The organism is Acidocella sp. MX-AZ02 (assembly GCF_000306035.1).
Taxonomy (GTDB): Bacteria; Pseudomonadota; Alphaproteobacteria; order Acetobacterales; family Acetobacteraceae; genus Acidocella; species Acidocella facilis.
Genome location: NZ_JH976207.1, coordinates 1591999 through 1610993, shown reverse-complemented (window position 1 = coordinate 1610993; position 18995 = coordinate 1591999). Strand labels below are relative to the sequence as shown.

Here is an 18995-nt window from a genome sequence, read left to right as displayed (position 1 = left end):
GCTAGGTTGACGCGGGAGCATCAAGATAAACACATGAAATTGCGCGCTAAAACAAAACCTAGAGCATCAAGCTAAAAGCTTGATGCTTTAAGCGGGAATGATCCGGGCGAAGCGCGCCGTGCCGGCGGGCGACGCGCTGGGTTGGGTTTGCGCCGGCGCCGGGGCTTGCCCGGCCTGCAGGCGCAGCGCGCTCTGCGCGTCCCCGCCCAGCATCGCCTGCATGCAGGTCACGCAGAGTTCGGTTTTCGCATCCGCCAGCGCGTAGAAAATCTGCGTGCCCTGGCGCCGGGTGCGCACCAGCTCCTTGCGGCGCAGCTCCGCCAGCTGCTGGCTCAAGGCCGGCTGGCCGATGGCGGTGGCGGCGTCAATCTCGCTGACCGTGCGCTCGCCCTCCAGCAGCAGCGACAGGATCATCAGACGCTGCGGCTGCGCATAAACCTTCAGCAGATCAGCCGCCGCTTCGGCCCGGGCGCGGTCCTGATGCAACGGGCTCATCCTCTCACCTTATGGCAGAACCAGTCCGGCCCGGCCTCGATGCCGGCCAGCGAGGCGGCGGGCGGGGCCAGCAGCGCCTCGCCGGGGCGCCAGCCTTCCGGCGCCATCGCCTTGTCGTCATGCGTCGCCTGCAGCGCGGCGAGCAGGCGCAGCGTCTCCTCCACCGAGCGGCCGACATTATGCGGATACCAGGTCATCGCCCGGATGATGCCGTTCGGGTCGATGAAATAGCTGGCGCGCACGCTGGCGCTGTCCGGCGTGGTCTCGTCCAGCATGCCATAGGCGCGGCCGACCGCCATGCTCGGATCCTCGACCAGCGGGAAGGGCACGGTGACGCCAAACGCCTCCTGGATCGCCCGCAACCAAGCCAGGTGGGAGAACAAACTATCCACCGAAAGCCCGAGCAGGGCGCAGTTCATCGCCGCGAAGCGGTCGGCGGCCTTGGCTAACCCCACGAATTCGGTGGTGCAGACCGGGGTGAAATCCGCCGGATGCGAGAAGAACAGCAGCCAGCGTTTGCGAAAGCCGGAGAGCCTGACCTCGCCCTGGGTGGTGCGGGCGACGAAATCCGGGGCGGGATCGCCGAGCCGCAACGGGCGGGGGGCGGCTTGCAGGGGGGTGTCATTCATCGATCATCAGCCTCATCCTGCCAGATTGCCGCAAGTTTCACTTGACACAAGGTCAGTTTCATAATTACGTATTTAACGTAAGTTATAATTAAAGGCAATCCAAATGTCAGACCCTGCCTTCGATCGCGCCTGCGCCTTGATCGCCGCCCACCCGGCCGGATCGGTGCCGGTGAAGGCGTTTTTCGACGAGCCCACCTTCACGGTGAGCTATGTGGTGCATGACCCGGCGACCAGGCGTGCCGCGATCATCGACAGCGTGCTGGATTACGACCCCGCCGCCGGGCGCACCTCCTTTGCCTCGGCGGACGCCATCATCGCCTATGTCCAGGCGGAAGGGCTCAGCGTCGAATGGCTGCTGGAAACCCACGCCCATGCGGATCATCTCTCCGCCGCGCCCTATCTGCAGGGCAAGCTCGGCGGCAAGCTCGCCATCGGCGCCGAGATCGTCGCGGTGCAGACTATTTTCGGCAAGTTATTCAATGCCGGCACGGAATTTCAGCGCGACGGCTCGGATTTCGACCAGCTGTTCAAGGATGGCGACAGCTTCAGGATCGGCGGGCTGGAGGCGATGGTGCTGCATGTGCCCGGCCACACCCCGGCGGATCTGGCCTATGTGATCGGCGATGCGATCTTCTGCGGCGATACCTTGTTCATGCCCGATTACGGCACCGCCCGCGCCGATTTTCCCGGTGGCGATGCGCGCCAGCTTTTCCGCTCCATCCGCCGGCTGCTGGCGCTGCCCGAGCGGACCCGTGTATTCCTCTGCCATGACTACAAGGCGCCGGGGCGCGACGCCTATGCCTGGGAGACCAGCGTGGGTGCCGAGCGGGTCGGTAACATCCATGTGCGCGACGGGATTTCCGAGGATGAGTTCGTGAAAATGCGCGAGGCGCGGGACGCGACGCTGGCGATGCCGCGGCTGATCCTGCCCTCGGTGCAGGTGAATATGCGTGGCGGGCATCTGCCGCCGCCGGAAGAGAACGGCGTACGCTATCTCAAAATCCCGCTGGATTCCGTGTGATGCCGCAGGTCTGGCTGTTTGGCCTGCTGGGCGGGCTGATGATCGGCGGCGCGGCTGCGTTGATGCTGCTGGGGCTGGGGCGGATCGCCGGGGTGAGCGGGCTGAGCGCCCGCGCGGTGGGGCTGGCTGATGCCGGCGCGTCCGCCGGGGTGGCCTGGGCCTTCATTCTCGGCCTGCCGCTGGGGGCGTTGGCGCTGAGCGCGGTGTTCGGAGCGCCGGTTTTGCGCTTTCCCTCAGCCGGGGCGCTGCTGGTGGCCGGGCTGGTGGTCGGGTTTGGCACCAGGCTGGGCTCGGGCTGCACCAGCGGGCATGGGGTGTGCGGCATGTCGCGCCTCTCCCTGCGCTCCCTCGCCGCGACATTTTGTTTCATGGGCAGCGGTATCGTCACCGTGGCGGTCATGCGTCTGGTGGGGTTGTCATGAGGCAGATCTCTCTCGCCCTGTTCGCCGGGCTGCTGTTCGGCGCCGGGCTGGCGCTCTCGGGCATGTGCGATCCGGCCAAGGTGCGCGGCTTCCTGGATATTTTCGGCGCCTGGAACCCGACTCTGGCTTTCGTGATGGGCGGCGCCTTGCTGCCGATGGCGCTGGCCTGGCGGGTGCAGCGCAAATTGCGCGCGCCGCTGGCAGCCCCTGCCTTCAGCCTGCCCGGCACTTCCGGGCTGGATGCGAAGCTGCTGGGCGGCGCCGCCTTGTTCGGCATTGGCTGGGGCATTGCCGGGCTTTGCCCCGGGCCGGGCCTGGCGGATCTCGCTTTCGCCCCGGCGCGGGCTGGCCTGTTCGTGCTGGCGATGGTCGCGGGCATGGGAATTTTCAAACTGACCATGAACCGGCGGGCCAACATGCCGGGCAGCAAGGGGCGTTGAGACGATGGAGATCAGGCCGGTTACTGCGGATTTTTCCGTAACCCCGCAGCTGCAGCCGCAAGAGCTGCAAGCGGTGGCGGATCAGGGCTTCAAAACCGTCATCTGCACCCGCCCGGATGGCGAGGATGCCAACCAGCCCAGCGCCGCCGAGATCGAGGCGGCCTGCGCCCAGGCCGGGCTCGGCTTCGCGTTTGTGCCGGTGGCCTCGCGCGCGGTCGGCGCCGAGGATGTCGGCAAGATGGCGCGGGCCCTGGCCAGCCTGCCTGGGCCGGTGCTGGGCTATTGCCGCTCCGGCGCGCGGGCGGAGACGCTCTATCTCGCCGTCTCCCGGCAGCAGGCCGCCCCCAGCCCGTGCAGCGCCAAGATTTATGATGTCGTCATCGTCGGCGGCGGCTCCGGCGGCATCGCCACCGCCGCCAGCCTGCTGAAGCGCAAAAGCGGCCTCTCCATCGCCGTCATCGAGCCGATGGATGTGCATTATTACCAGCCGGGCTGGACGCTGGTGGGCGCAGGCGTGTTCCAGCCCCAGGCCACCTGCCGGCCGATGGCGCAGGTGATGCCCAAAGCCGTGCAATGGCTGCGCGCCAGCGTCTCCGGCTTCGCGCCGGAGGAGAACCGGGTGATCCTCGGCGATGGCAGCGATGTCGCTTATCGCACGCTGGTCGTCTCTCCCGGGCTGCGCCTGGCCTGGGAGCAGATCCCCGGCCTGCAGGAGGCGCTGGGCTGCAATGGTGTCACCTCGAATTACCGGTTCGACCTGGCGCCCTACACCAACCGGCTCTCGGCCGAGCTGAAATCCGGCCGGGCGCTGTTCACCCAGCCGCCAATGCCGATCAAATGCGCCGGGGCGCCGCAGAAGGCGATGTATCTGAGCTGCGATCGCTGGCTGAAGGCCGGGCATCTCTCCGGCATCCAGGTGGAATTCCACAATGCCGGAGCGGTGCTGTTCGGTGTGCCCGCCTATGTGCCGGCGCTGATGAGCTATGTGCAGCGCTACGGCATCGAATTGAATTTCGAAAGCAGGCTGGTGGCGGTGGATGGGGGCGCGCGCCTGGCCCGGTTCGAGCGCAAGACGCCGGACGGGGTGGAGACCATCGAGCGTGAATTCGACATGCTGCATGCCGTCCCCCCGCAAGTGGCGCCGGATTGCGTGCGCAGCAGCAAGCTGGCGGGGCCGAGCGGTTTCGTCGCGGTGAATGAGGCGACGCTGCAGCATCCGGATTTCCCCAACGTGTTTGCGCTGGGTGATGGCTGCGCCGCGCCGAATGCCAAAACCGCCGCGGCGGTGCGCCAGCAGGCGCCGGTGGTGGCGGTGAATGTACTGGCCCAGCTCGCCGGCAAGCCAATGGCGGGCGCCTATCTCGGCTATGGCAGCTGCCCGCTGACGGTGGAGCGCGGGCGCATCGTGCTGGCCGAGTTCAGCTATGGCGGCAAGGTGACGCCGACCTTCCCGCGCTGGGTGGTGGACGGCACCAGGCCCACCCGCGCCGCCTGGTTCCTGAAGGACCGCATTTTGCCGACGCTGTATTGGCACGACATGCTGAAGGGAAGGGAATGGCTGGCCGCCCCCAAGCCGCTCAGCGCCGTGCAGAACTGAGGGGGCGGGGCGATGTCACTCGATATGCTGCAATATGCGTTGGGGGCGGGCAGTGGCGGCGTGGTCGGCTTCACGCTCGGGCTGGTCGGCGGCGGCGGCTCGATTCTGGCGGTGCCGTTGATGGTCTATCTGGTCGGCGTGCCGAACGCGCATGTGGCGATCGGCACCAGCGCCCTGGCGGTGGCGGCGAATGCGCTCACCGGCCTGGCCAACCATGCCCGCGCCCAGACGGTGAAATGGCGCTGCGGCGGTATGTATGCGGTGGCGGGGATCGCCGGGGCGTTTGCCGGCTCCTCGCTGGGCAAGGCGATCGATGGGCAGAAGCTGCTCTTCCTGTTCGCGCTGCTGATGGTGCTAATCGGCATCGTGATGCTGCGCGGCCGCCACGACCAGGGCATTCCCGGCGCCCAATGCAACCGCGAGAACGCGCCGAAGGTGCTGGGCTTCGGCCTGGGCACCGGCGTGTTTTCAGGGTTTTTCGGTATTGGCGGCGGGTTTCTCATCGTCCCCGGGCTGGTTGCCTCCACCCATATGCCGATGCTCAATGCCGTCGGCACCTCGCTGGTGGCGGTGGCGGCCTTCGGGCTGACCACGGCGGTGAATTACGCCGCCTCCGGCATGGTGGATTGGGGGCTGGCGATCATCTTCATCCTCGGCGGGATTCTGGGCGGCTTCGCCGGGGCGAAGGCGGCCCGGCGGCTCGCCGGCAATCGCGGCCAGCTCACCAGCGTCTTCGCCGGGCTGATCTTCGTCGTCGCCGCCTATATGCTCTGGCGCAGCGGTGCGACGCTGCTGAAGATGGTCTGAGGCTGGCCGCTTCCCCTGGCCGGGGCTCCACGGGTAAACAGCCTTATGCAAGACGCTTATGAGACGATGATCCGTTCCATCGCCGCGGAGCTGGCGCGCGGGCTGGCGCCGTTCAGCGCGGATGAGGATTTCACCGACCACGTCACCCGCGCGGTGGAGGCGCATTTGCGGACCCATCCCCCCGACGCGGCGATGATCGCCTTCGCCCAGGCCCATGACCAGCACGGCCGCGCCGGCGCGGCGGCCATCGCCGCGGCGATCGAGATCGGGATTTTAACCACGATCTGAGGGCGGCCGCGCCGGACGCGCGGCGCCTTGCGATGCAAAAGGCCATGGGGAATAGTTAAGCCATGTCCTCTTTTGCGCCGTTGGACGCGTTCATCGCCCGGCATCCGCGTCTGTTCATCATCACCGGGGCGGGCTGCAGCACGAATTCCGGCATCCCGGATTACCGGGACCGCGATGGGCGGTGGAAGCGCCCGCCGCCGGTGACCTACCAGGCCTTCATGGGCAGCGCGCTGGTGCGCCAGCGTTACTGGGCCCGCAGCCTGATCGGCTGGCGCAGCTTCGGCCAGGCCTTGCCCAACGAGGCGCATCGCGCCTTGGCCCGGCTGGAGGCGCAGGGCAGGGTGACGCAGCTCGTCACCCAGAATGTCGACCGGCTGCATCAGGCCGCCGGCAGCCGCAATGTGATCGATCTGCACGGGCGGCTGGACCGGGTGCGCTGCATGGGCTGCGCGCGGCTCTGGAAACGCGCCGCGCTGCAAAGCGAGCTGGAGCGGCTGAACCCGGCCTGGGCGCGGCTGGACGCCGCCCAGGCCCCGGATGGCGATGCCGCGCTGGAAGGCGCGCCCTTTGCCAGCTTCCTTGTGCCGCCCTGCCCGGACTGCGGCGGCATCCTGAAGCCGGATGTGGTGTTTTACGGCGAAACCGTGCCGGCGAACCGGGTGCAGGCGGCACTCACCCATCTCGCCCAGGCGGATGCGATGCTGATTATCGGCTCCACCCTCATGGTCTATTCCGGCTTTCGCTTCGCCCTGGCGGCATCGCGGGCGGGCAAGCCGATCGCCGCGGTGAATCTCGGCCACACAAGGGCGGATGCGCTGCTGAGCTTCAAGCTGGACGCGCCGTGCGAGCAGGCCCTTGCCGCCGCCTTGCCGCCGCAACAGCTGTCCGTAGCCAGAGCGTAAAGATTATTGACAGAGGCGCTGACGCCCGACTAATTAAACCAAAGTGATTTAATTAGTCGAGGACCCAAGCCCCACCCCTGCTTTTTTGCCGGCCTTGTCATCCAAACAAATAACATCGCTCTCTTGGAGGAGACTTTCATGCGTTTGAAGATCACCGCTGCCCTCTCGGCGGCGCTGCTGGCCGCCTCCGGCACCAGCGCGCTGGCGACCACCATCACCGTCGCCACCGTCAATAATAACGACATGGTGGTGATGCAGAAGCTCAGCAAAGTCTGGGAGAAAGAGACCGGCAACCATGTGAAATGGGTGGTGCTGGAAGAGAATGTGCTGCGCCAGCGCGTGACCACGGACATCGCCACCCATGGCGGCCAGTTCGATGTCGTCACCATCGGCGCCTATGAGACCCCGATCTGGGCCAAGCGCGGCTGGCTGGACAAGCTGAATGATTTCCCGGCCTCGTATGATTATAACGACCTGCTGGGCCCGGTGCGCAGCGCGCTGACCGTGAATGGCAACATGTATGCGGTGCCGTTCTATTCCGAGGCCTCCTTCACCATGTACCGCAAGGATCTGTTCGAGAAGGCCGGGCTGACCATGCCGGACCAGCCGACCTACGCGCAGATCGAGCAGTTCGCGGACAAGCTCACCGATAAATCCAAGCAGCAATACGGCATCTGCCTGCGCGGCAAGCCGGGCTGGGGTGAGAACATGGCCTTCCTCGGCACGCTGGTGAACAGCAATGGCGGCCGCTGGTTCGATATGAACTGGAAACCCCAGCTCACCACCAAGCCCTGGGAAGACGCGATCAATTATTACGTGAAGTTGATGCAGAAGGATGGCCCTCCGGGTGCCGCCTCCGATGGCTTCAACGAGGTGGAGGCGCTGTTCGCCACCGGCCATTGCGCGATCTGGGTGGATAGCACGGTTGCCGCCGGTATGCTGGAGGATCCGAAGCAGTCGCAGGTCGCCGGCAAGGTCGGTTTCGCCAAGGCGCCGATCGCGGTGACGGATAAGGGCGCCTCCTGGCAGTGGATATGGTCGCTCGCCGTGCCCAGCTCCTCGAAGAAGGAGAAGGTGGCGAAGGAATTCATCGCCTGGGCGACCTCCAAGCAATATATCGATCTGGTCGGCAAGACCGATGGCTGGGTGCTGGCCCCGCCGGGCACGCGCATGTCCACCTACCAGAACCCGGATTACCTGGCCGCGGCGCCCTTCGCCAAGCAGGTGCTGGCGGCGGTGCAGAGTGTTGACCCGCAGCACCCGACGCTGCTGCCGGTGCCCTATACCGGCATCCAGTTCGTCACCATCCCGCCCTTCCAGCAGATCGGCACCACGGTCGGCCAGGATATCGCCGGGGCGCTGAGTGGCAGCACCAGCGTGCAGGCGGCGCTGCAATCCGCGCAGGATAGCACCACCAGCGCCATGCAGCAGGCCGGCTATCTGAAGTAAAAGCCAATGCGGGCGGCCGCGCGCCGCCCGCCTCGCAAGGGAAGACCCGGACATGGCCAACGCAAAACCCAAAACGCAGCATCGCGCCAAGCTGATGCGCACCTGGCCGCTGCTCACCCCCGCGGTGGGCGTGCTGCTGCTCTGGGCGCTGGTGCCGCTGGCGATGACGCTGTGGTTCTCCTTCCAGCGCTATAATCTCGTCGACCCGACGATCAGCGGCTTCGCCGGCTGGAGCAATTACAAATTCCTGGTCGAAAGCCCGGCCTTTGTCGCCTCCATCCTGAATGAGCTGGTGATGGTCGCCGCCGTGCTGGTGATCACGCTGGTGCTGGGGGTCGCTTTCGCGGTGCTCTATGACCAGGAATTTCCCGGCCGCGCCATCGCCCGGCTGCTGGTCATCGGGCCGTTTTTCGTGATGCCGACCGTCGCCGCGCTGATCTGGAAAAATCTGCTGATGGACCCTGTGAACGGCGTCTTCGCCTATATCGCCCGCAGCCTGGGCTTCACCCCGCTGGACTGGTTCACCCATGCGCCGATGGCCGGCGAGGTGATGATCGTCTCCTGGGAATGGGTGCCGTTCGCGACGCTGATCCTGCTCACCGCCATGCAGTCTCTGGACCGCCAGCAGATCGAGGCGGCGAAGATGGATGGGGCGCGCGGCCCGCAGATTCTGCGCTACGTGATCCTGCCGCATCTCTCCCGGCCGATCACCATCGTGATGATGATGGAGACGATCTATCTGCTGGCGGTGTTCGCGGAAATCTTCGTCACCACCTCCGGCGGGCCGGGCAACGCCACCACCACGCTCACCTATCTGATCTATCAGAAGGCGCTGGTGGCGTTCGATGTCGGTGGCGCCTCGGCGGGCGGTGTCATCGCCGTCATCCTCGCCAATATCGTCGCGCTGTTCCTCATCCGCAGCGTCGCGCGCAATGTCGATCTGTAAGGAAAGCCAGAGATGAAAGCTTCACCTTTGCAAAAACTGATCGTCTTCGTGCTGGGCTGGGGGGCGGCGTTGCTGATGTTCTTCCCCGTCGCCTGGATGGTGCTGACCGGGTTCAAGAGCGAGATCGACGCGGTGCATTCCCCGCCGCTGCTGATCTTCCACCCGATCCTCTCCAATTTTACCCATGTCATTCACGAGGGCGATTATCTCGGCGCGCTCGGCAATTCCGTCGGCATCGCGCTGGGGGCGACCGTGCTGGGGCTGTTGATCGCGATGCCCGGCGCCTACGCAATGGCGTTTTTTCCCAATCGCTGGACCAAGGATCTGCTGCTCTGGATGCTCTCCACCAAGATGATGCCGGCGGTGGGGGTGCTGATGCCGATCTATCTGATCTGCCAGAAAAGCGGCCTGCTCGACACACTCACCGGGTTGGTGCTGGTGATGATGCTCTCCAACCTGCCGATCATCGTTTGGATGCTCTATACATTCTTCAAGGAAATTCCAGGCGACATCATCGAGGCCTCGCGCATGGACGGGGCCGGGCCGCTGGCGCAATTGCGCATCGTGCTGCTGCCGCTGGCCGGGCCCGGCATTGCCTCCACCGCCTTGCTCTCGATCATCCTGACCTGGAACGAGGCCTTCTGGAGCCTCAACCTCACCTCCTCCAACGCCGCCCCGCTCACCGCCTTCATCGCCACCTTCTCCGCCCCTGAGGGGCTGTTCTGGGCGAAGCTCTCGGCGGCCTCGACGCTGGCGGTGGCGCCGATTCTGATCTTCGGCTGGCTCACCCAGCGCCAGCTCGTCCGCGGCCTGACCTTCGGCGCGGTGAAATAGGATGTTCTGCTGATGTGCACGCTCGAACTTAAAAATCTTCGCAAAGCCTACGGCAATGTCGAGGTCATCAAGGGTGTTGACCTCACCATCAACGACCGCGAATTCGTCGTCTTTGTCGGCCCCTCGGGCTGCGGCAAATCCACGCTCTTGCGGATGATCGCGGGGCTGGAGGAGATCAGCGGCGGCGAGCTGCTGATCGACGGGGTGCGGGTGAACCAGGTGCCGCCGGACAAGCGCGGCCTCGCCATGGTGTTCCAGAGCTACGCGCTCTATCCGCATATGAATGTCGCGGACAATATGGCCTTCGCGCTGCGCCTGGCCGGGGTGCCGAAATCCGAGCGCGATGCGCGCGTCGCGGTGGCGGCGAAAACCTTGCAGCTGGATGCGCTGCTGGATCGCAAGCCCGCCAATCTCTCCGGCGGCCAGCGCCAGCGTGTCGCCATCGGCCGCGCCATCGTGCGCCAGCCGAAAGCCTTTTTGTTCGATGAGCCGCTCTCCAACCTGGATGCGGCGCTGCGGGTGCAGACCCGCATCGAGATCGCCAAGCTGCATAACGATCTCAAGAGCACGATGATCTATGTCACCCACGACCAGATCGAGGCGATGACGCTGGCGGATCGCATCGTGGTGTTCAATGCCGGGCGGATCGAGCAGGTGGGCACGCCGCTGGAGCTGTATCACAACCCGGCCAATCTTTTCGTCGCCGGCTTCATCGGCTCGCCGAAGATGAATTTGATCGGCGCTGAGGTGGTGCAGACGGATGGCTCCGCCAGCATGTTGAAGCTGGAAGGCGGTTCGGGCTTCGCGGTGCCGGCGCGCCTGGCGCCGGGGGCGAAGGTGACGCTGGGGCTGCGGCCGGAGCATATCGAGCTGGCGCCGGAAGGCGGGCTGGCGGGCAAGGTGGAGGTGGTGGAGCATCTGGGCAATGAGACCATCGCTTATGCCGATATCGGCGCGGCGCAGCCTTTGACGGTAAAACTCTCCTCAGATGCGCCGGTGCGGCTTGGCGAGACGCTGCATTTCGCGCTACGCGGCCACGCCGCATCGCTGTTCGATGAACAAGGTCAAGCCATCGCCCTTCCGGGCACCTGAAAGACACCCCCATGCCCCATCCTTCTGTCATTCTGCATCTCGGTCTGGGCTCGTTCCACCGGGCGCATCAGGCCGTCTATCTCCAGGCGCTGCACGATCTCGGCGATGAAAGCTGGGTGCTGGCCGGGGCCAATATCCGCGCCGACATGCAGGCGGTGGAAGCCGCGCTGATCGCGCAGAACGGCGTCTATCATGTCGAGACCGTGACCCCGGCGGGCGTGCGCGCCTACCAGGAAATCCGATCCATCCGCCATGTCATCCCGTGGGAGGAGGGGCTGGCCGGCCTCATCGCCTATGGCGCCCGGCCGGAGGTGAAGATCATCTCCTTCACCGTCACCGAGGCCGGCTATTACCTCACCCCGCAGCACAAGCTGGATCTGAATTTCGCCGATCTGGTCAGCGATCTTGAGCAGGGGACGATGCTGACCATCTATGGCGCGCTCGCCGCCATCCTGCATGCGCGCATGCGCGCCGATGCGGGCAAGGTGACGCTGCTCTCCTGCGATAATCTGCGCAGCAATGGCGAGCGCTTTCATGAGGGCTTCGCGGAATTCCTCTACCGGCGCGGCGATGAGCAACTGCTCTCCTGGCTGAAAACCCACACCACCACCCCGGCCTGCATGGTGGACCGCATCACCCCGCGCCCGCTGCCGGATGTCGCCGAGCGCGTGCGCGCCGCCTGTGGCGGGAATGACCAATGCCCGGTGATGGGCGAGGATTTCATCCAATGGGTGATCGAGGATGATTTCGCCGCCGGTCGCCCGGCCTGGGAAAAGGCCGGCGCGGAGCTGGTGGCTTCGGTGCAGCCTTATGAGGAGGCGAAAATCCGCCTGCTCAATGCCCAGCATTCCACCATCGCCTGGGCCGGCACGCTGGCGGGCTATCTGTTCATCCATGAAGGCACGCTGGATCCCCAGGTGCGCGGCTTCGCCTATGATTACGTCACCAACGACGTGCTGCCGGTGCTGGAGCCGAGCCCGATCAACCTCGCCGCCTATCGCGACAAGGTGTTGGAGCGCTTCTCCAACGCCTATATCCGTGACACCAACCAGCGCGTCGCCGCCGATGGCTATTCGAAAATCCCCGGCTGGGTGACGCCGACCATCCGCCAGCGCTTCGCCGCCGCGGCGGGGATCGAGAGTGTGGCGATGATCCCGGCTTTGTTCTTCCTGTTCCTGCAGGATTGGGCGGCGGGCAAGCTGCCCTTTGAATATCAGGACCAGGCGATGGATGAGGCCAGCGTGCGCGCCATGCTGGAAGGGCCGTTGCCGCTGCTGGCCTTCTGCCGCGACATTGTGCTGTTCGGCGATCTGGCCGGGGATGCGCGGCTGGAAGCCGCTATTGGCCGCGCGTATGAGCGCGCCGTTGCCTGGCGCGCCAGCCGGTAATGTATCTCGGGCTGGATCTCGGCACCTCGGCGCTGAAGGCGCTGCTGCTGGCGCCGGATCATCGCGTGCTGGCGCAGGCGGAGCGGGGCTTGAGAATCTCCACCCCGCGCCCGCTCTGGTCCGAGCAGGACCCGGCGGACTGGGAGGCGGCGTTGCTCTCGGCGCTGGACGAGCTGGCCGAACGCGAACCGGCGGCGATGCGCGCGGTGCGCGGCATCGGCCTCTCGGGCCAGATGCATGGCGCGGTGGCGCTGGATGCCGCACACCGCCCGCTGCGCCCGGCAATTCTGTGGAATGATGGCCGCAGCTTCGCTGAATGCGCTTCGCTGGACGAAGCCTGCCCGGACGCCCCGGCGCTTACCGGCAACCGCACCATGCCCGGCTTCACCGCGCCGAAACTGCTCTGGATGGCGCGGCACGAGCCGGATCTGTTCGCACGCATCGCGCTGGTGCTGCTGCCCAAGGATTATCTGCGGCTCTGCCTGACTGGGGACGCGATCTCGGACATGTCGGACGCGTCCGGCACCTTCTGGCTGGATGTGGGCCGGCGGGACTGGTCGGACGAGCTGCTGGCCGCTTCGGGGATGCGCCGCAAGCAGATGCCGGGCCTGGCCGAGGGCAGCGATGTCGCCGGCCGGCTGCGGCCTGATCTCGCGGCGCGCTGGGGCATGGGGGCGGATGTGCTGGTGGCCGGCGGGGCGGGCGATAATGCCGCGAGTGCTGTTGGCATGGGCATTGTGCGGCCGGGGCAGGGGTTTCTCTCGCTCGGCACTTCGGGGGTGATTTTCCGCGCCACCGACGGGTTCGCGCCGAATGCGGCGTCCTGCATCCATGCTTTCTGCCATGCGCTGCCGGGGCGCTGGCACCAGATGTCGGTGATGCTGTCCGCCGCCGCCAGCTTGCGCTGGGTGACGCGCCTGACCGGCCAGCCGAACGAGGCCGCGCTGCTGGCCGAAATCGCAGCGCTGCGGCCGCAGGATCGCGAGGCTGCACCTTTATTTCTGCCGTATCTGACCGGCGAGCGGACCCCGCATAATAGCGCTACGACGCGTGGCGCTTTCCTCGGGCTGGGGCAGGATCACGGCGCCGCCGCGCTGGGTTACGCGGTGCTGGAAGGGGTGGCGTTCGGGCTGCGGGACGGGTTGCTGGCGCTGGGCGAAGGGGCCGGGGCGCAGGGGTTGCTGCTGGTCGGCGGTGGCAGCCGCAGCGGGCTCTGGAACCAGATGCTGGCCGATATTTTGGGCTTGCCCTTGCAGCTGGCCGAGGGCGGCGCGGCGGCGGGGGCGCTGGGGGCGGCGCGTCTGGCCTGGCTGGCCGATGGCGGCGAGGAGGCGGAAATCTGCCGCGCGCCGGCCGTGCGCGAGGTGTTCAGCCCTGAGGCCGGGTTGAATAAGGCCCGCTATCAGCGCTTTCGCGCTGCCTTCGCGGCATCGGGGCTGTGATGGCCGCCCCCTCCCGCCAGGGCAGCAATGCCATGCAGATCCGCCATTACAACGAGCGGGTGGTGCTGGAGGCGATCCGCCGGCTCGGCCAGGCCTCGAAGGCCGAGATCGCGCGTGGCGCCAACCTCACCCCGCAAGCTGTGGCGGGGATTGTCGATGCGCTGCACAAGGCGGGGTATCTGGTGCAGGCGGGCAAGCGCACCGGGCAGATCGGCCAGCCCTCGGTGCTGTACGAGGCCAATCCCGAGCGGGCCTTTTCCATTGGGCTGCATGTCGGGCGGCGGGCGATCCAGGCGGTGCTGGTGGATCTCTCCGGCAAGGTGCTGCGCCAGGTCGAGCATGAATATCCCTACCCCGCGCCGGAGACCGTCCCCAACCTGGCGCTGGAGGCCATCGCCACGCTGGAAGCCTCCCTCGCCCCGCGCCAGCGCGCCCGGCTGCTGGGGGTGGGCGTCACCATGCCCTATTTCCTGGATAACTGGCAGGAGGAGCTGGGCTTCCCCGCCGCGCTGGCGCAAGGCTGGCGGGATTTCAACTTCCCCCGTTTCCTGATGGCGCAGACAAGGCGCGAAGTGTTTTTCGAGAATGACGCCTCCGCCGCCGCCACCGCCCAGCTGGTGCGCGGCCAGGGGATGGCGGAGCGCAATTTCATCTATCTCTATCTCGGCACCATCATCGGCGGCGGGCTGGTGCTGGGCGGCAATCTGGAAACCGGGCCGAATGGCAATGCCGCCGCCTTCAACACCTTCCCCGTCTCCGCCTCCACCCTGCCGGGGGCGGCAGCGCCCGCCGGGCCGTTCGAACTGCTGCAGCATCGCGCCTCGATCTATGTGCTGCTGCGGCATTTGCGGGCAAACGGGGTGGCGATCGACCGGATCGGCGATCTCGCCGGTCTGGGCGAGGCGGCGCAGCCCTGGCTGGGGCAGTGGGAGGATGATTGCGCGGCGGCGCTGGCGCAGGCGATCATCGGCGCGCTCTCGGTGGTGGATGTCGAGGCGATCGTGATTGACGGGATTTTGCCGCCGGCGCCGCTGGCGCGGATCGTGGCGCTGGTGGACGCGGCGCTGGCGCGGCTGGTGCCGAGCGGGTTGATGATGCCGAAGCTGCGCCAGGGCGGGCTGGGGCCGGATGGGCCGGCCATCGGCGCCGCGCTGCTGCCGTTTTATGCCCATTTCGCGCCGAATAACGAGGTTCTGGCGCGCAAATTCAGCGCCGAGGCGAAGCCGCTGCTGGGCTCCGGCCCGGCGGCCGCGTGATGGTAAGGAGAGACGATGTTTCTGGTCTGTGGTGAAGCTTTGTACGATATTTTCCCGCGTGGCGAGGCCGGGGCGGCCTTGCAGATGCAGGCCTATCGCGGCGGCTCACCCTATAATGTGGCGCTCGGGCTGGCGCGGCTGGGGGCGAAGGTGGGGTTTTTCGGCGGCTTCTCCAGCGGGCCGATGGGCCAGAGCCTGCGCGCCGCGCTGGCGGGCGAGGGGGTGGAGATGCGCTTCTCCCCGGACAAGGCGGCGCTGACCACGTTGAGCCTGGTGGAGCTCGATGCGCAGGGCTCGCCGCATTACGCCTTTTATGGCGCCGGCATGGCGGACCGGCTGTTGGAGCCGGCGGATCTGCCGGACCTGCCCGCGCAGGTGCGCGCGCTGCATTTCGGCTCCTTCTCGCTGGTGGTGCAGCCTTGCGGCGCCACGCTGCTGGGCTTTGCCCGCGCCCAGGCGGGGCAGAGGGTGATTTCCTATGATCCGAATGTGCGGCCGACGGTGGAGCCGGATATGGGCGTCTGGCGCGCCAGCCTGGCCGAGTGGCTGCTGGTGGCGGATATGGTGAAGGTCTCGCAGGAGGATCTGGGGCTGCTTTATCCGGGGCAGGACCCGCTGGCGCTGGCGCGCGGCTGGCTGGCGCAGCGCCCGGCTCTGGTGGTGGTGACGCGCAGCGAGCAAGGCGCGGTGGCCTTTACCAAGGCGGGCGAGATGGCGCTGCCGGCCCCGGCGATTAAGATGGTGGATGCGGTGGGGGCTGGGGATGCGTTCCAGGCCGGGCTGCTGGAGGGGCTGGCGGCGGCCGGGCAGTTGAGCCGGGCGGGGCTGGAGATTTTGCCGGAGGCGGCTTTGCGGCAGGCGATTGTGACCGGGGCGCTGACCTGCCAGCGCGCCGGGGCGGATTTGCCAGGGCGGGCTGAGGTGCTGGCAGCCCTGCAAAAGATTTGAATAAGTTATAAAAGTTTTTGGGGGTGTGGGGGCTTTTTTCAAAAAGCCCCCACAAACGCTGGGGGTGTTGGCAAAATCGTCGTCACCACCCCAAACGTTTTCGCCGCTTTTTTAAAAAAAAGCGGCACCAAAAAACTTTTGAAACTCAGGCCCGCAGCAGCCCCGCCATCGGCGGCGCCTCCAGGCTGCCGGGAAAGATGCGCTCCAGCGCCGCACCTTGCAGCCCGAACTGCGCCGCCAGCGCGCCCTTGGCCAAGGCGCGTATATCCGCCGTCGGCGCCAGATCGCGGTTCTCGAACAGCTGCCCTTGGCCCAGCCCCGGCCAGGTGGCGCGCACCTTGCCGCCCTCCACCCGCCCGCCGATGAGAAACGCCACCGTCGCGGTGCCATGGTCCGTGCCCTTGGTGCCGTTCATCGCGGCGGTGCGGCCGAATTCGGTGGCGACCAGGATCACCGTGCTGCCCCAGGCGGGCCCGAGCGATTGTTTCAGCATGGCGAGCCCGGTATCCAGATTGACCAGCGCCCCCTTCAGCGCATTCACCTGATTGCCATGCGTGTCCCAGCCTTCCAGCTCGAAGGCGGCGATGCGCGGGCCACCTGGGGCAGCCAGCATCTGCCCGGCCTTCTGCGCCAGCAGCGGGAAGCCGTAGACGCGCTTCGCCCCCTTCGCCATCGGCGCCTGATCGTCAGACATTTCCATGGCTTCGGCCTGCTGGATGCGGGCATCAAACCGCATCTCCCGCACGCCCTGGGCCAGAGCGGGGCCGAGCACATGGTCCGGCGCGTTCAGCGCCAGGGCCTTCTGCACCAGGTCCGGCGGGGCGGCGGCGAGGCCGAGCGGCGCGTAGGCCCCCACGGGGGCGCGCCCTTCCAGCAGCAGCGGCATCGCCAGCCCCACCGCCAGCCCTTTGGCGACCGGGCCTTGCGGGGCCGGCAGCTCCAGCAGCAGCCGGTTCAGCCAGCCGGAGCTGATGGAATTGGTCTCAGTGCCCAGCTGCAGCAGGTCCTGGGCCTCGAAATGGCTGCGGGTGCGGTAGGGGCCGGCGATGGCATGCACCGGCAGCGCCTCCCCGTCCTGGTACATGCCGTGCAGATGGGGCAGCGCCGGGTGCATGCCGTAAAACCCGCCAAGATCCAGCATGCCGCCTGGCTGGCCGATGGCGGGCGGGATCAGCGCGGCGCGCAACCCGGCCAAGTTGGCGTCGCCATAAGGCGGCAGGGCGGCCATGCCGTCCAAGGCGCCGCGCAGCAGCACGACGATGAAGCGCTGCTCCGTCGGCGCGCTGGCCAGGGCCAGGCGGGTCTGCCCGGCAAAGGCGGTGGCGGTGAGGCCGAGCAGGGCGGCGCGGCGGGAGAGGGGGAGATGCGGGATCATCGCCGCAGAAACTCCGGGCTGGTGAAGAGCATGGCCAGAGCCTCGCGCGGGGAGCCGGCCTGGGCCATGGCCTGGCCGGTGGCGGGCTTCTGCAAGCCTCCCAGCGCGGTTGCGGCGATGGCCTGCGGGTTGGCCCCGGCGAGCAGCCCGGCATAGGTATAGGCGGCATCCACCCGGCCCAGCATCAGATCCGGGTCTGCCCAGGCGCCGGCATTATCTGGCCAGCCATTCGGCAAGGGGGCGGCCCAGAGCGGCTGGCCGAGCTGGGCCAGCATATAGAGCACCGCGCCCGGCCTTGGCGGCTGCGGCGGCGGGGCGGCGCGCAGCAAGGAGATGGTATAGTCGAACGGGGTTTTTACCTTAGCCAGCTTCGGCGCCTGCAGCCCCAGCCCGATCAGCGTGGCATAGGCGCTGGGCAGATGCCCGCCCGAGCGCGCCAGGGACTGGGTGAGGGCCGCCACGGCCTGGGGCGGGGGATTGTCAGAGATGAAATGGGTGGCGAGGCCGGTGGCGATGCGGTGATAGGCGGTATGATAGGTGGCCAGGAATCGCAGCGCTGCGATGCCGCCTTCCTCGCCTTCCGGGAAGTGCTGACCCATCACAATTTGCGGCCCGGGCTCATGCGCGTTGGGGCGGAATTTATAGCCGGTCAGCTCATCCCCGCCGCCTTCCGCGGTGGTGGCGACCGACCAGCCGGTGAGCAGCTTGGCCATGCTGGTGACATCCGCCTGGCTGTAGCCCGCCTCCAGCCCGACCGTGTGCAGCTCCATGCATTCGCGGCCGAGATTTTCGTTCAACCCCTTGCCGCTGCGTTGCCCGGCGGGGCTGTTGGGGCCGATGGATTGCTGGTTGTCGAGATAGAGCAGCATCGCCGGATGGCGCTCCACCGCCAGCACCATCTCGGCGAAATGGCCGCTGACATGCGGGCGGATCGCCTCGCGGATGAAGGGGCCGACCAGCGGCGCGGTGTTGCCCTGCAGGATCGAGACGCTGAAATGATTGGCCCAGAACCAGACCAGACGCTCACGGAAGGGCGCATCCGTGGTGGCGGCGAAATCGATCTGCGCCAGCGCGTCATCCAGGTAAAGCTGGTGGCTGCGCGGTTTGAAGGCGGGCTTGGCGGCGGGGGCGGTGCCGGCGGCTTGCGCGGCGAGCGCCTGGCGGCGCAGCATCGCATCCTCGCGCAAAACGTCCAAAGCCGCCTGGCCGGTGGGCAGGCTGGCGAAGGCGCCGGCGGCCAGAGCCGGGTCCGGCCCGGTGATCTGCGCGTGCAGCCAGGCCGGCGCATCCGCCGGGGGCGGGGTTTGCGGGCCGCCGCCATAGCCGAAGCGCACCAAGGCGTGCATCGCGAGCTGTTCCATCGGGGGCGTTATAGCATGGGGGCTGTTTGACATTCTGTTACGAAGGGCAACCGAGATGCCGCACCGCGGCAAATGCGAATCGCCAAACCCCATTTTTGACCAAATGTTACGGCGTTTTCATTTACGTAAACGTTACAAAATATGCGCCGCTGTGAAAGGAAGAATGGAAATTCGCAGCGTCTGATTTTGACAAAACGAAGGCGCGATGGCCGTTCTGGGTGGACCTCACGGGTGATGATCATCTAAAATCCTTGAGATTTCGTGTTTTGCTTCTTTGAAGCGGAATATCTCCTGACGCCTAGC

19 protein-coding genes are annotated in these 18995 nt (G+C 66.8%); 15 read left to right on the top strand and 4 right to left on the bottom strand.

Features of this window, described 5'->3' with window-relative positions:
* Window positions 1–87: 87 nt before the first annotated feature.
* Window positions 88–495, bottom strand: coding sequence for a metalloregulator ArsR/SmtB family transcription factor (locus tag MXAZACID_RS07940; RefSeq protein ID WP_039884789.1), 408 nt, complete (start codon window positions 493–495; stop codon window positions 88–90).
* Window positions 492–1124 carry a peroxiredoxin gene (locus MXAZACID_RS07935; protein WP_008493720.1) on the bottom strand — a complete coding sequence of 211 codons (633 nt, stop codon included), beginning with the start codon at window positions 1122–1124 and terminating at the stop codon, window positions 492–494. The genes MXAZACID_RS07940 and MXAZACID_RS07935 overlap by 4 nt, the downstream gene beginning before the upstream one ends.
* Window positions 1125–1227: 103 nt before the next feature.
* On the opposite strand from MXAZACID_RS07935, the gene MXAZACID_RS07930 reads away from it, so the two are divergent.
* From MXAZACID_RS07930 to MXAZACID_RS07860, 15 genes are all read left to right on the top strand, one after another.
* Entirely contained in the window at window positions 1228–2145 is a 918-nt protein-coding gene (locus MXAZACID_RS07930) for an MBL fold metallo-hydrolase (protein WP_008493719.1), read from the top strand.
* Window positions 2145–2567 carry a YeeE/YedE family protein gene (locus MXAZACID_RS07925; protein WP_008493718.1) on the top strand — a complete coding sequence of 141 codons (423 nt, stop codon included), beginning with the start codon at window positions 2145–2147 and terminating at the stop codon, window positions 2565–2567. The genes MXAZACID_RS07930 and MXAZACID_RS07925 overlap by 1 nt, the downstream gene beginning before the upstream one ends.
* Window positions 2564–3007, top strand: a complete 444-nt coding sequence (locus MXAZACID_RS07920) for a DUF6691 family protein (protein ID WP_008493717.1) — start codon at window positions 2564–2566, stop codon at window positions 3005–3007. Before MXAZACID_RS07925 ends, MXAZACID_RS07920 begins: the two co-directional genes overlap by 4 nt.
* Window positions 3008–3011: 4 nt before the next feature.
* Window positions 3012–4604 carry a bifunctional protein tyrosine phosphatase family protein/NAD(P)/FAD-dependent oxidoreductase gene (locus MXAZACID_RS07915; protein WP_008493716.1) on the top strand — a complete coding sequence of 531 codons (1593 nt, stop codon included), beginning with the start codon at window positions 3012–3014 and terminating at the stop codon, window positions 4602–4604.
* Window positions 4605–4616: 12 nt separating this feature from the next.
* Window positions 4617–5411 (top strand): sulfite exporter TauE/SafE family protein, encoded by a 795-nt coding sequence (locus MXAZACID_RS07910; protein WP_008493715.1) that lies wholly within the window; start codon window positions 4617–4619, stop codon window positions 5409–5411.
* A 45-nt stretch (window positions 5412–5456) separates the two neighbouring features.
* On the top strand, window positions 5457–5699 hold the full coding sequence (locus MXAZACID_RS07905; RefSeq protein ID WP_008493713.1) for a hypothetical protein: 243 nt from the start codon (window positions 5457–5459) through the stop codon (window positions 5697–5699).
* A gap of 62 nt (window positions 5700–5761) precedes the next feature.
* Window positions 5762–6601, top strand: coding sequence for an NAD-dependent protein deacetylase (locus MXAZACID_RS07900; RefSeq protein ID WP_008493712.1), 840 nt, complete (start codon window positions 5762–5764; stop codon window positions 6599–6601).
* 138 nt (window positions 6602–6739) lie between these two features.
* Window positions 6740–8050 carry a sugar ABC transporter substrate-binding protein gene (locus tag MXAZACID_RS07895; RefSeq protein WP_008493711.1) on the top strand — a complete coding sequence of 437 codons (1311 nt, stop codon included), beginning with the start codon at window positions 6740–6742 and terminating at the stop codon, window positions 8048–8050.
* A gap of 52 nt (window positions 8051–8102) precedes the next feature.
* The gene (locus MXAZACID_RS07890; protein WP_008493710.1) at window positions 8103–8996 is read left to right on the top strand and encodes a carbohydrate ABC transporter permease; all 894 of its coding nucleotides are present in this window, start codon (window positions 8103–8105) and stop codon (window positions 8994–8996) included.
* A 12-nt stretch (window positions 8997–9008) separates the two neighbouring features.
* Window positions 9009–9830, top strand: coding sequence for a carbohydrate ABC transporter permease (locus tag MXAZACID_RS07885; protein WP_008493709.1), 822 nt, complete (start codon window positions 9009–9011; stop codon window positions 9828–9830).
* Between the two features lie 12 nt (window positions 9831–9842).
* A complete protein-coding gene (locus MXAZACID_RS07880) occupies window positions 9843–10922 on the top strand; it encodes an ABC transporter ATP-binding protein (RefSeq protein ID WP_008493708.1) in 1080 nt (359 codons plus the stop codon).
* Between the two features lie 11 nt (window positions 10923–10933).
* Window positions 10934–12310, top strand: a complete 1377-nt coding sequence (dalD, locus tag MXAZACID_RS07875; RefSeq protein ID WP_008493707.1) for a D-arabinitol 4-dehydrogenase — start codon at window positions 10934–10936, stop codon at window positions 12308–12310.
* Window positions 12310–13752, top strand: a complete 1443-nt coding sequence (gene xylB / locus MXAZACID_RS07870; protein ID WP_008493706.1) for a xylulokinase — start codon at window positions 12310–12312, stop codon at window positions 13750–13752. Before dalD ends, xylB begins: the two co-directional genes overlap by 1 nt.
* On the top strand, window positions 13752–15008 hold the full coding sequence (locus tag MXAZACID_RS07865) for an ROK family transcriptional regulator (protein ID WP_008493705.1): 1257 nt from the start codon (window positions 13752–13754) through the stop codon (window positions 15006–15008). The genes xylB and MXAZACID_RS07865 overlap by 1 nt, the downstream gene beginning before the upstream one ends.
* Window positions 15009–15023: 15 nt before the next feature.
* The gene (locus MXAZACID_RS07860; protein ID WP_008493704.1) at window positions 15024–15956 is read left to right on the top strand and encodes a carbohydrate kinase; all 933 of its coding nucleotides are present in this window, start codon (window positions 15024–15026) and stop codon (window positions 15954–15956) included.
* 145 nt (window positions 15957–16101) lie between these two features.
* Here the strand turns inward: MXAZACID_RS07860 and MXAZACID_RS07855 are convergent, their stop codons facing one another.
* Together MXAZACID_RS07855 and MXAZACID_RS07850 are read right to left on the bottom strand one after the other, a co-directional pair.
* Complete coding sequence (locus tag MXAZACID_RS07855) at window positions 16102–17331, bottom strand: DUF1501 domain-containing protein (protein WP_008493703.1); 1230 nt, start codon at window positions 17329–17331, stop codon at window positions 16102–16104.
* Complete coding sequence (locus MXAZACID_RS07850; protein ID WP_008493701.1) at window positions 17328–18692, bottom strand: DUF1800 family protein; 1365 nt, start codon at window positions 18690–18692, stop codon at window positions 17328–17330. The genes MXAZACID_RS07855 and MXAZACID_RS07850 overlap by 4 nt, the downstream gene beginning before the upstream one ends.
* Window positions 18693–18995: the final 303 nt, after the last annotated feature.

Excerpts from the sequence above, each read along its gene's own strand:
- xylB (WP_008493706.1), top strand. The coding sequence starts at position 12,310 with ATGTATCTCGGGCTGGATCTCGGCACCTCGGCGCTGAAGGCGCTGCTG.
- MXAZACID_RS07855 (WP_008493703.1), bottom strand. The coding sequence starts at position 17,331 with ATGATCCCGCATCTCCCCCTCTCCCGCCGCGCCGCCCTGCTCGGCCTC.
- MXAZACID_RS07910 (WP_008493715.1), top strand. The coding sequence starts at position 4,617 with ATGTCACTCGATATGCTGCAATATGCGTTGGGGGCGGGCAGTGGCGGC.
- MXAZACID_RS07880 (WP_008493708.1), top strand. The coding sequence starts at position 9,843 with ATGTGCACGCTCGAACTTAAAAATCTTCGCAAAGCCTACGGCAATGTC.
- MXAZACID_RS07915 (WP_008493716.1), top strand. The coding sequence starts at position 3,012 with ATGGAGATCAGGCCGGTTACTGCGGATTTTTCCGTAACCCCGCAGCTG.
- MXAZACID_RS07905 (WP_008493713.1), top strand. The coding sequence starts at position 5,457 with ATGCAAGACGCTTATGAGACGATGATCCGTTCCATCGCCGCGGAGCTG.
- MXAZACID_RS07885 (WP_008493709.1), top strand. The coding sequence starts at position 9,009 with ATGAAAGCTTCACCTTTGCAAAAACTGATCGTCTTCGTGCTGGGCTGG.
- MXAZACID_RS07940 (WP_039884789.1), bottom strand. The coding sequence starts at position 495 with ATGAGCCCGTTGCATCAGGACCGCGCCCGGGCCGAAGCGGCGGCTGAT.
- MXAZACID_RS07935 (WP_008493720.1), bottom strand. The coding sequence starts at position 1,124 with ATGAATGACACCCCCCTGCAAGCCGCCCCCCGCCCGTTGCGGCTCGGC.
- MXAZACID_RS07865 (WP_008493705.1), top strand. The coding sequence starts at position 13,752 with ATGGCCGCCCCCTCCCGCCAGGGCAGCAATGCCATGCAGATCCGCCAT.
- MXAZACID_RS07925 (WP_008493718.1), top strand. The coding sequence starts at position 2,145 with ATGCCGCAGGTCTGGCTGTTTGGCCTGCTGGGCGGGCTGATGATCGGC.
- MXAZACID_RS07895 (WP_008493711.1), top strand. The coding sequence starts at position 6,740 with ATGCGTTTGAAGATCACCGCTGCCCTCTCGGCGGCGCTGCTGGCCGCC.
- MXAZACID_RS07920 (WP_008493717.1), top strand. The coding sequence starts at position 2,564 with ATGAGGCAGATCTCTCTCGCCCTGTTCGCCGGGCTGCTGTTCGGCGCC.
- MXAZACID_RS07860 (WP_008493704.1), top strand. The coding sequence starts at position 15,024 with ATGTTTCTGGTCTGTGGTGAAGCTTTGTACGATATTTTCCCGCGTGGC.
- MXAZACID_RS07900 (WP_008493712.1), top strand. The coding sequence starts at position 5,762 with ATGTCCTCTTTTGCGCCGTTGGACGCGTTCATCGCCCGGCATCCGCGT.
- MXAZACID_RS07850 (WP_008493701.1), bottom strand. The coding sequence starts at position 18,692 with ATGGAACAGCTCGCGATGCACGCCTTGGTGCGCTTCGGCTATGGCGGC.
- dalD (WP_008493707.1), top strand. The coding sequence starts at position 10,934 with ATGCCCCATCCTTCTGTCATTCTGCATCTCGGTCTGGGCTCGTTCCAC.
- MXAZACID_RS07930 (WP_008493719.1), top strand. The coding sequence starts at position 1,228 with ATGTCAGACCCTGCCTTCGATCGCGCCTGCGCCTTGATCGCCGCCCAC.
- MXAZACID_RS07890 (WP_008493710.1), top strand. The coding sequence starts at position 8,103 with ATGGCCAACGCAAAACCCAAAACGCAGCATCGCGCCAAGCTGATGCGC.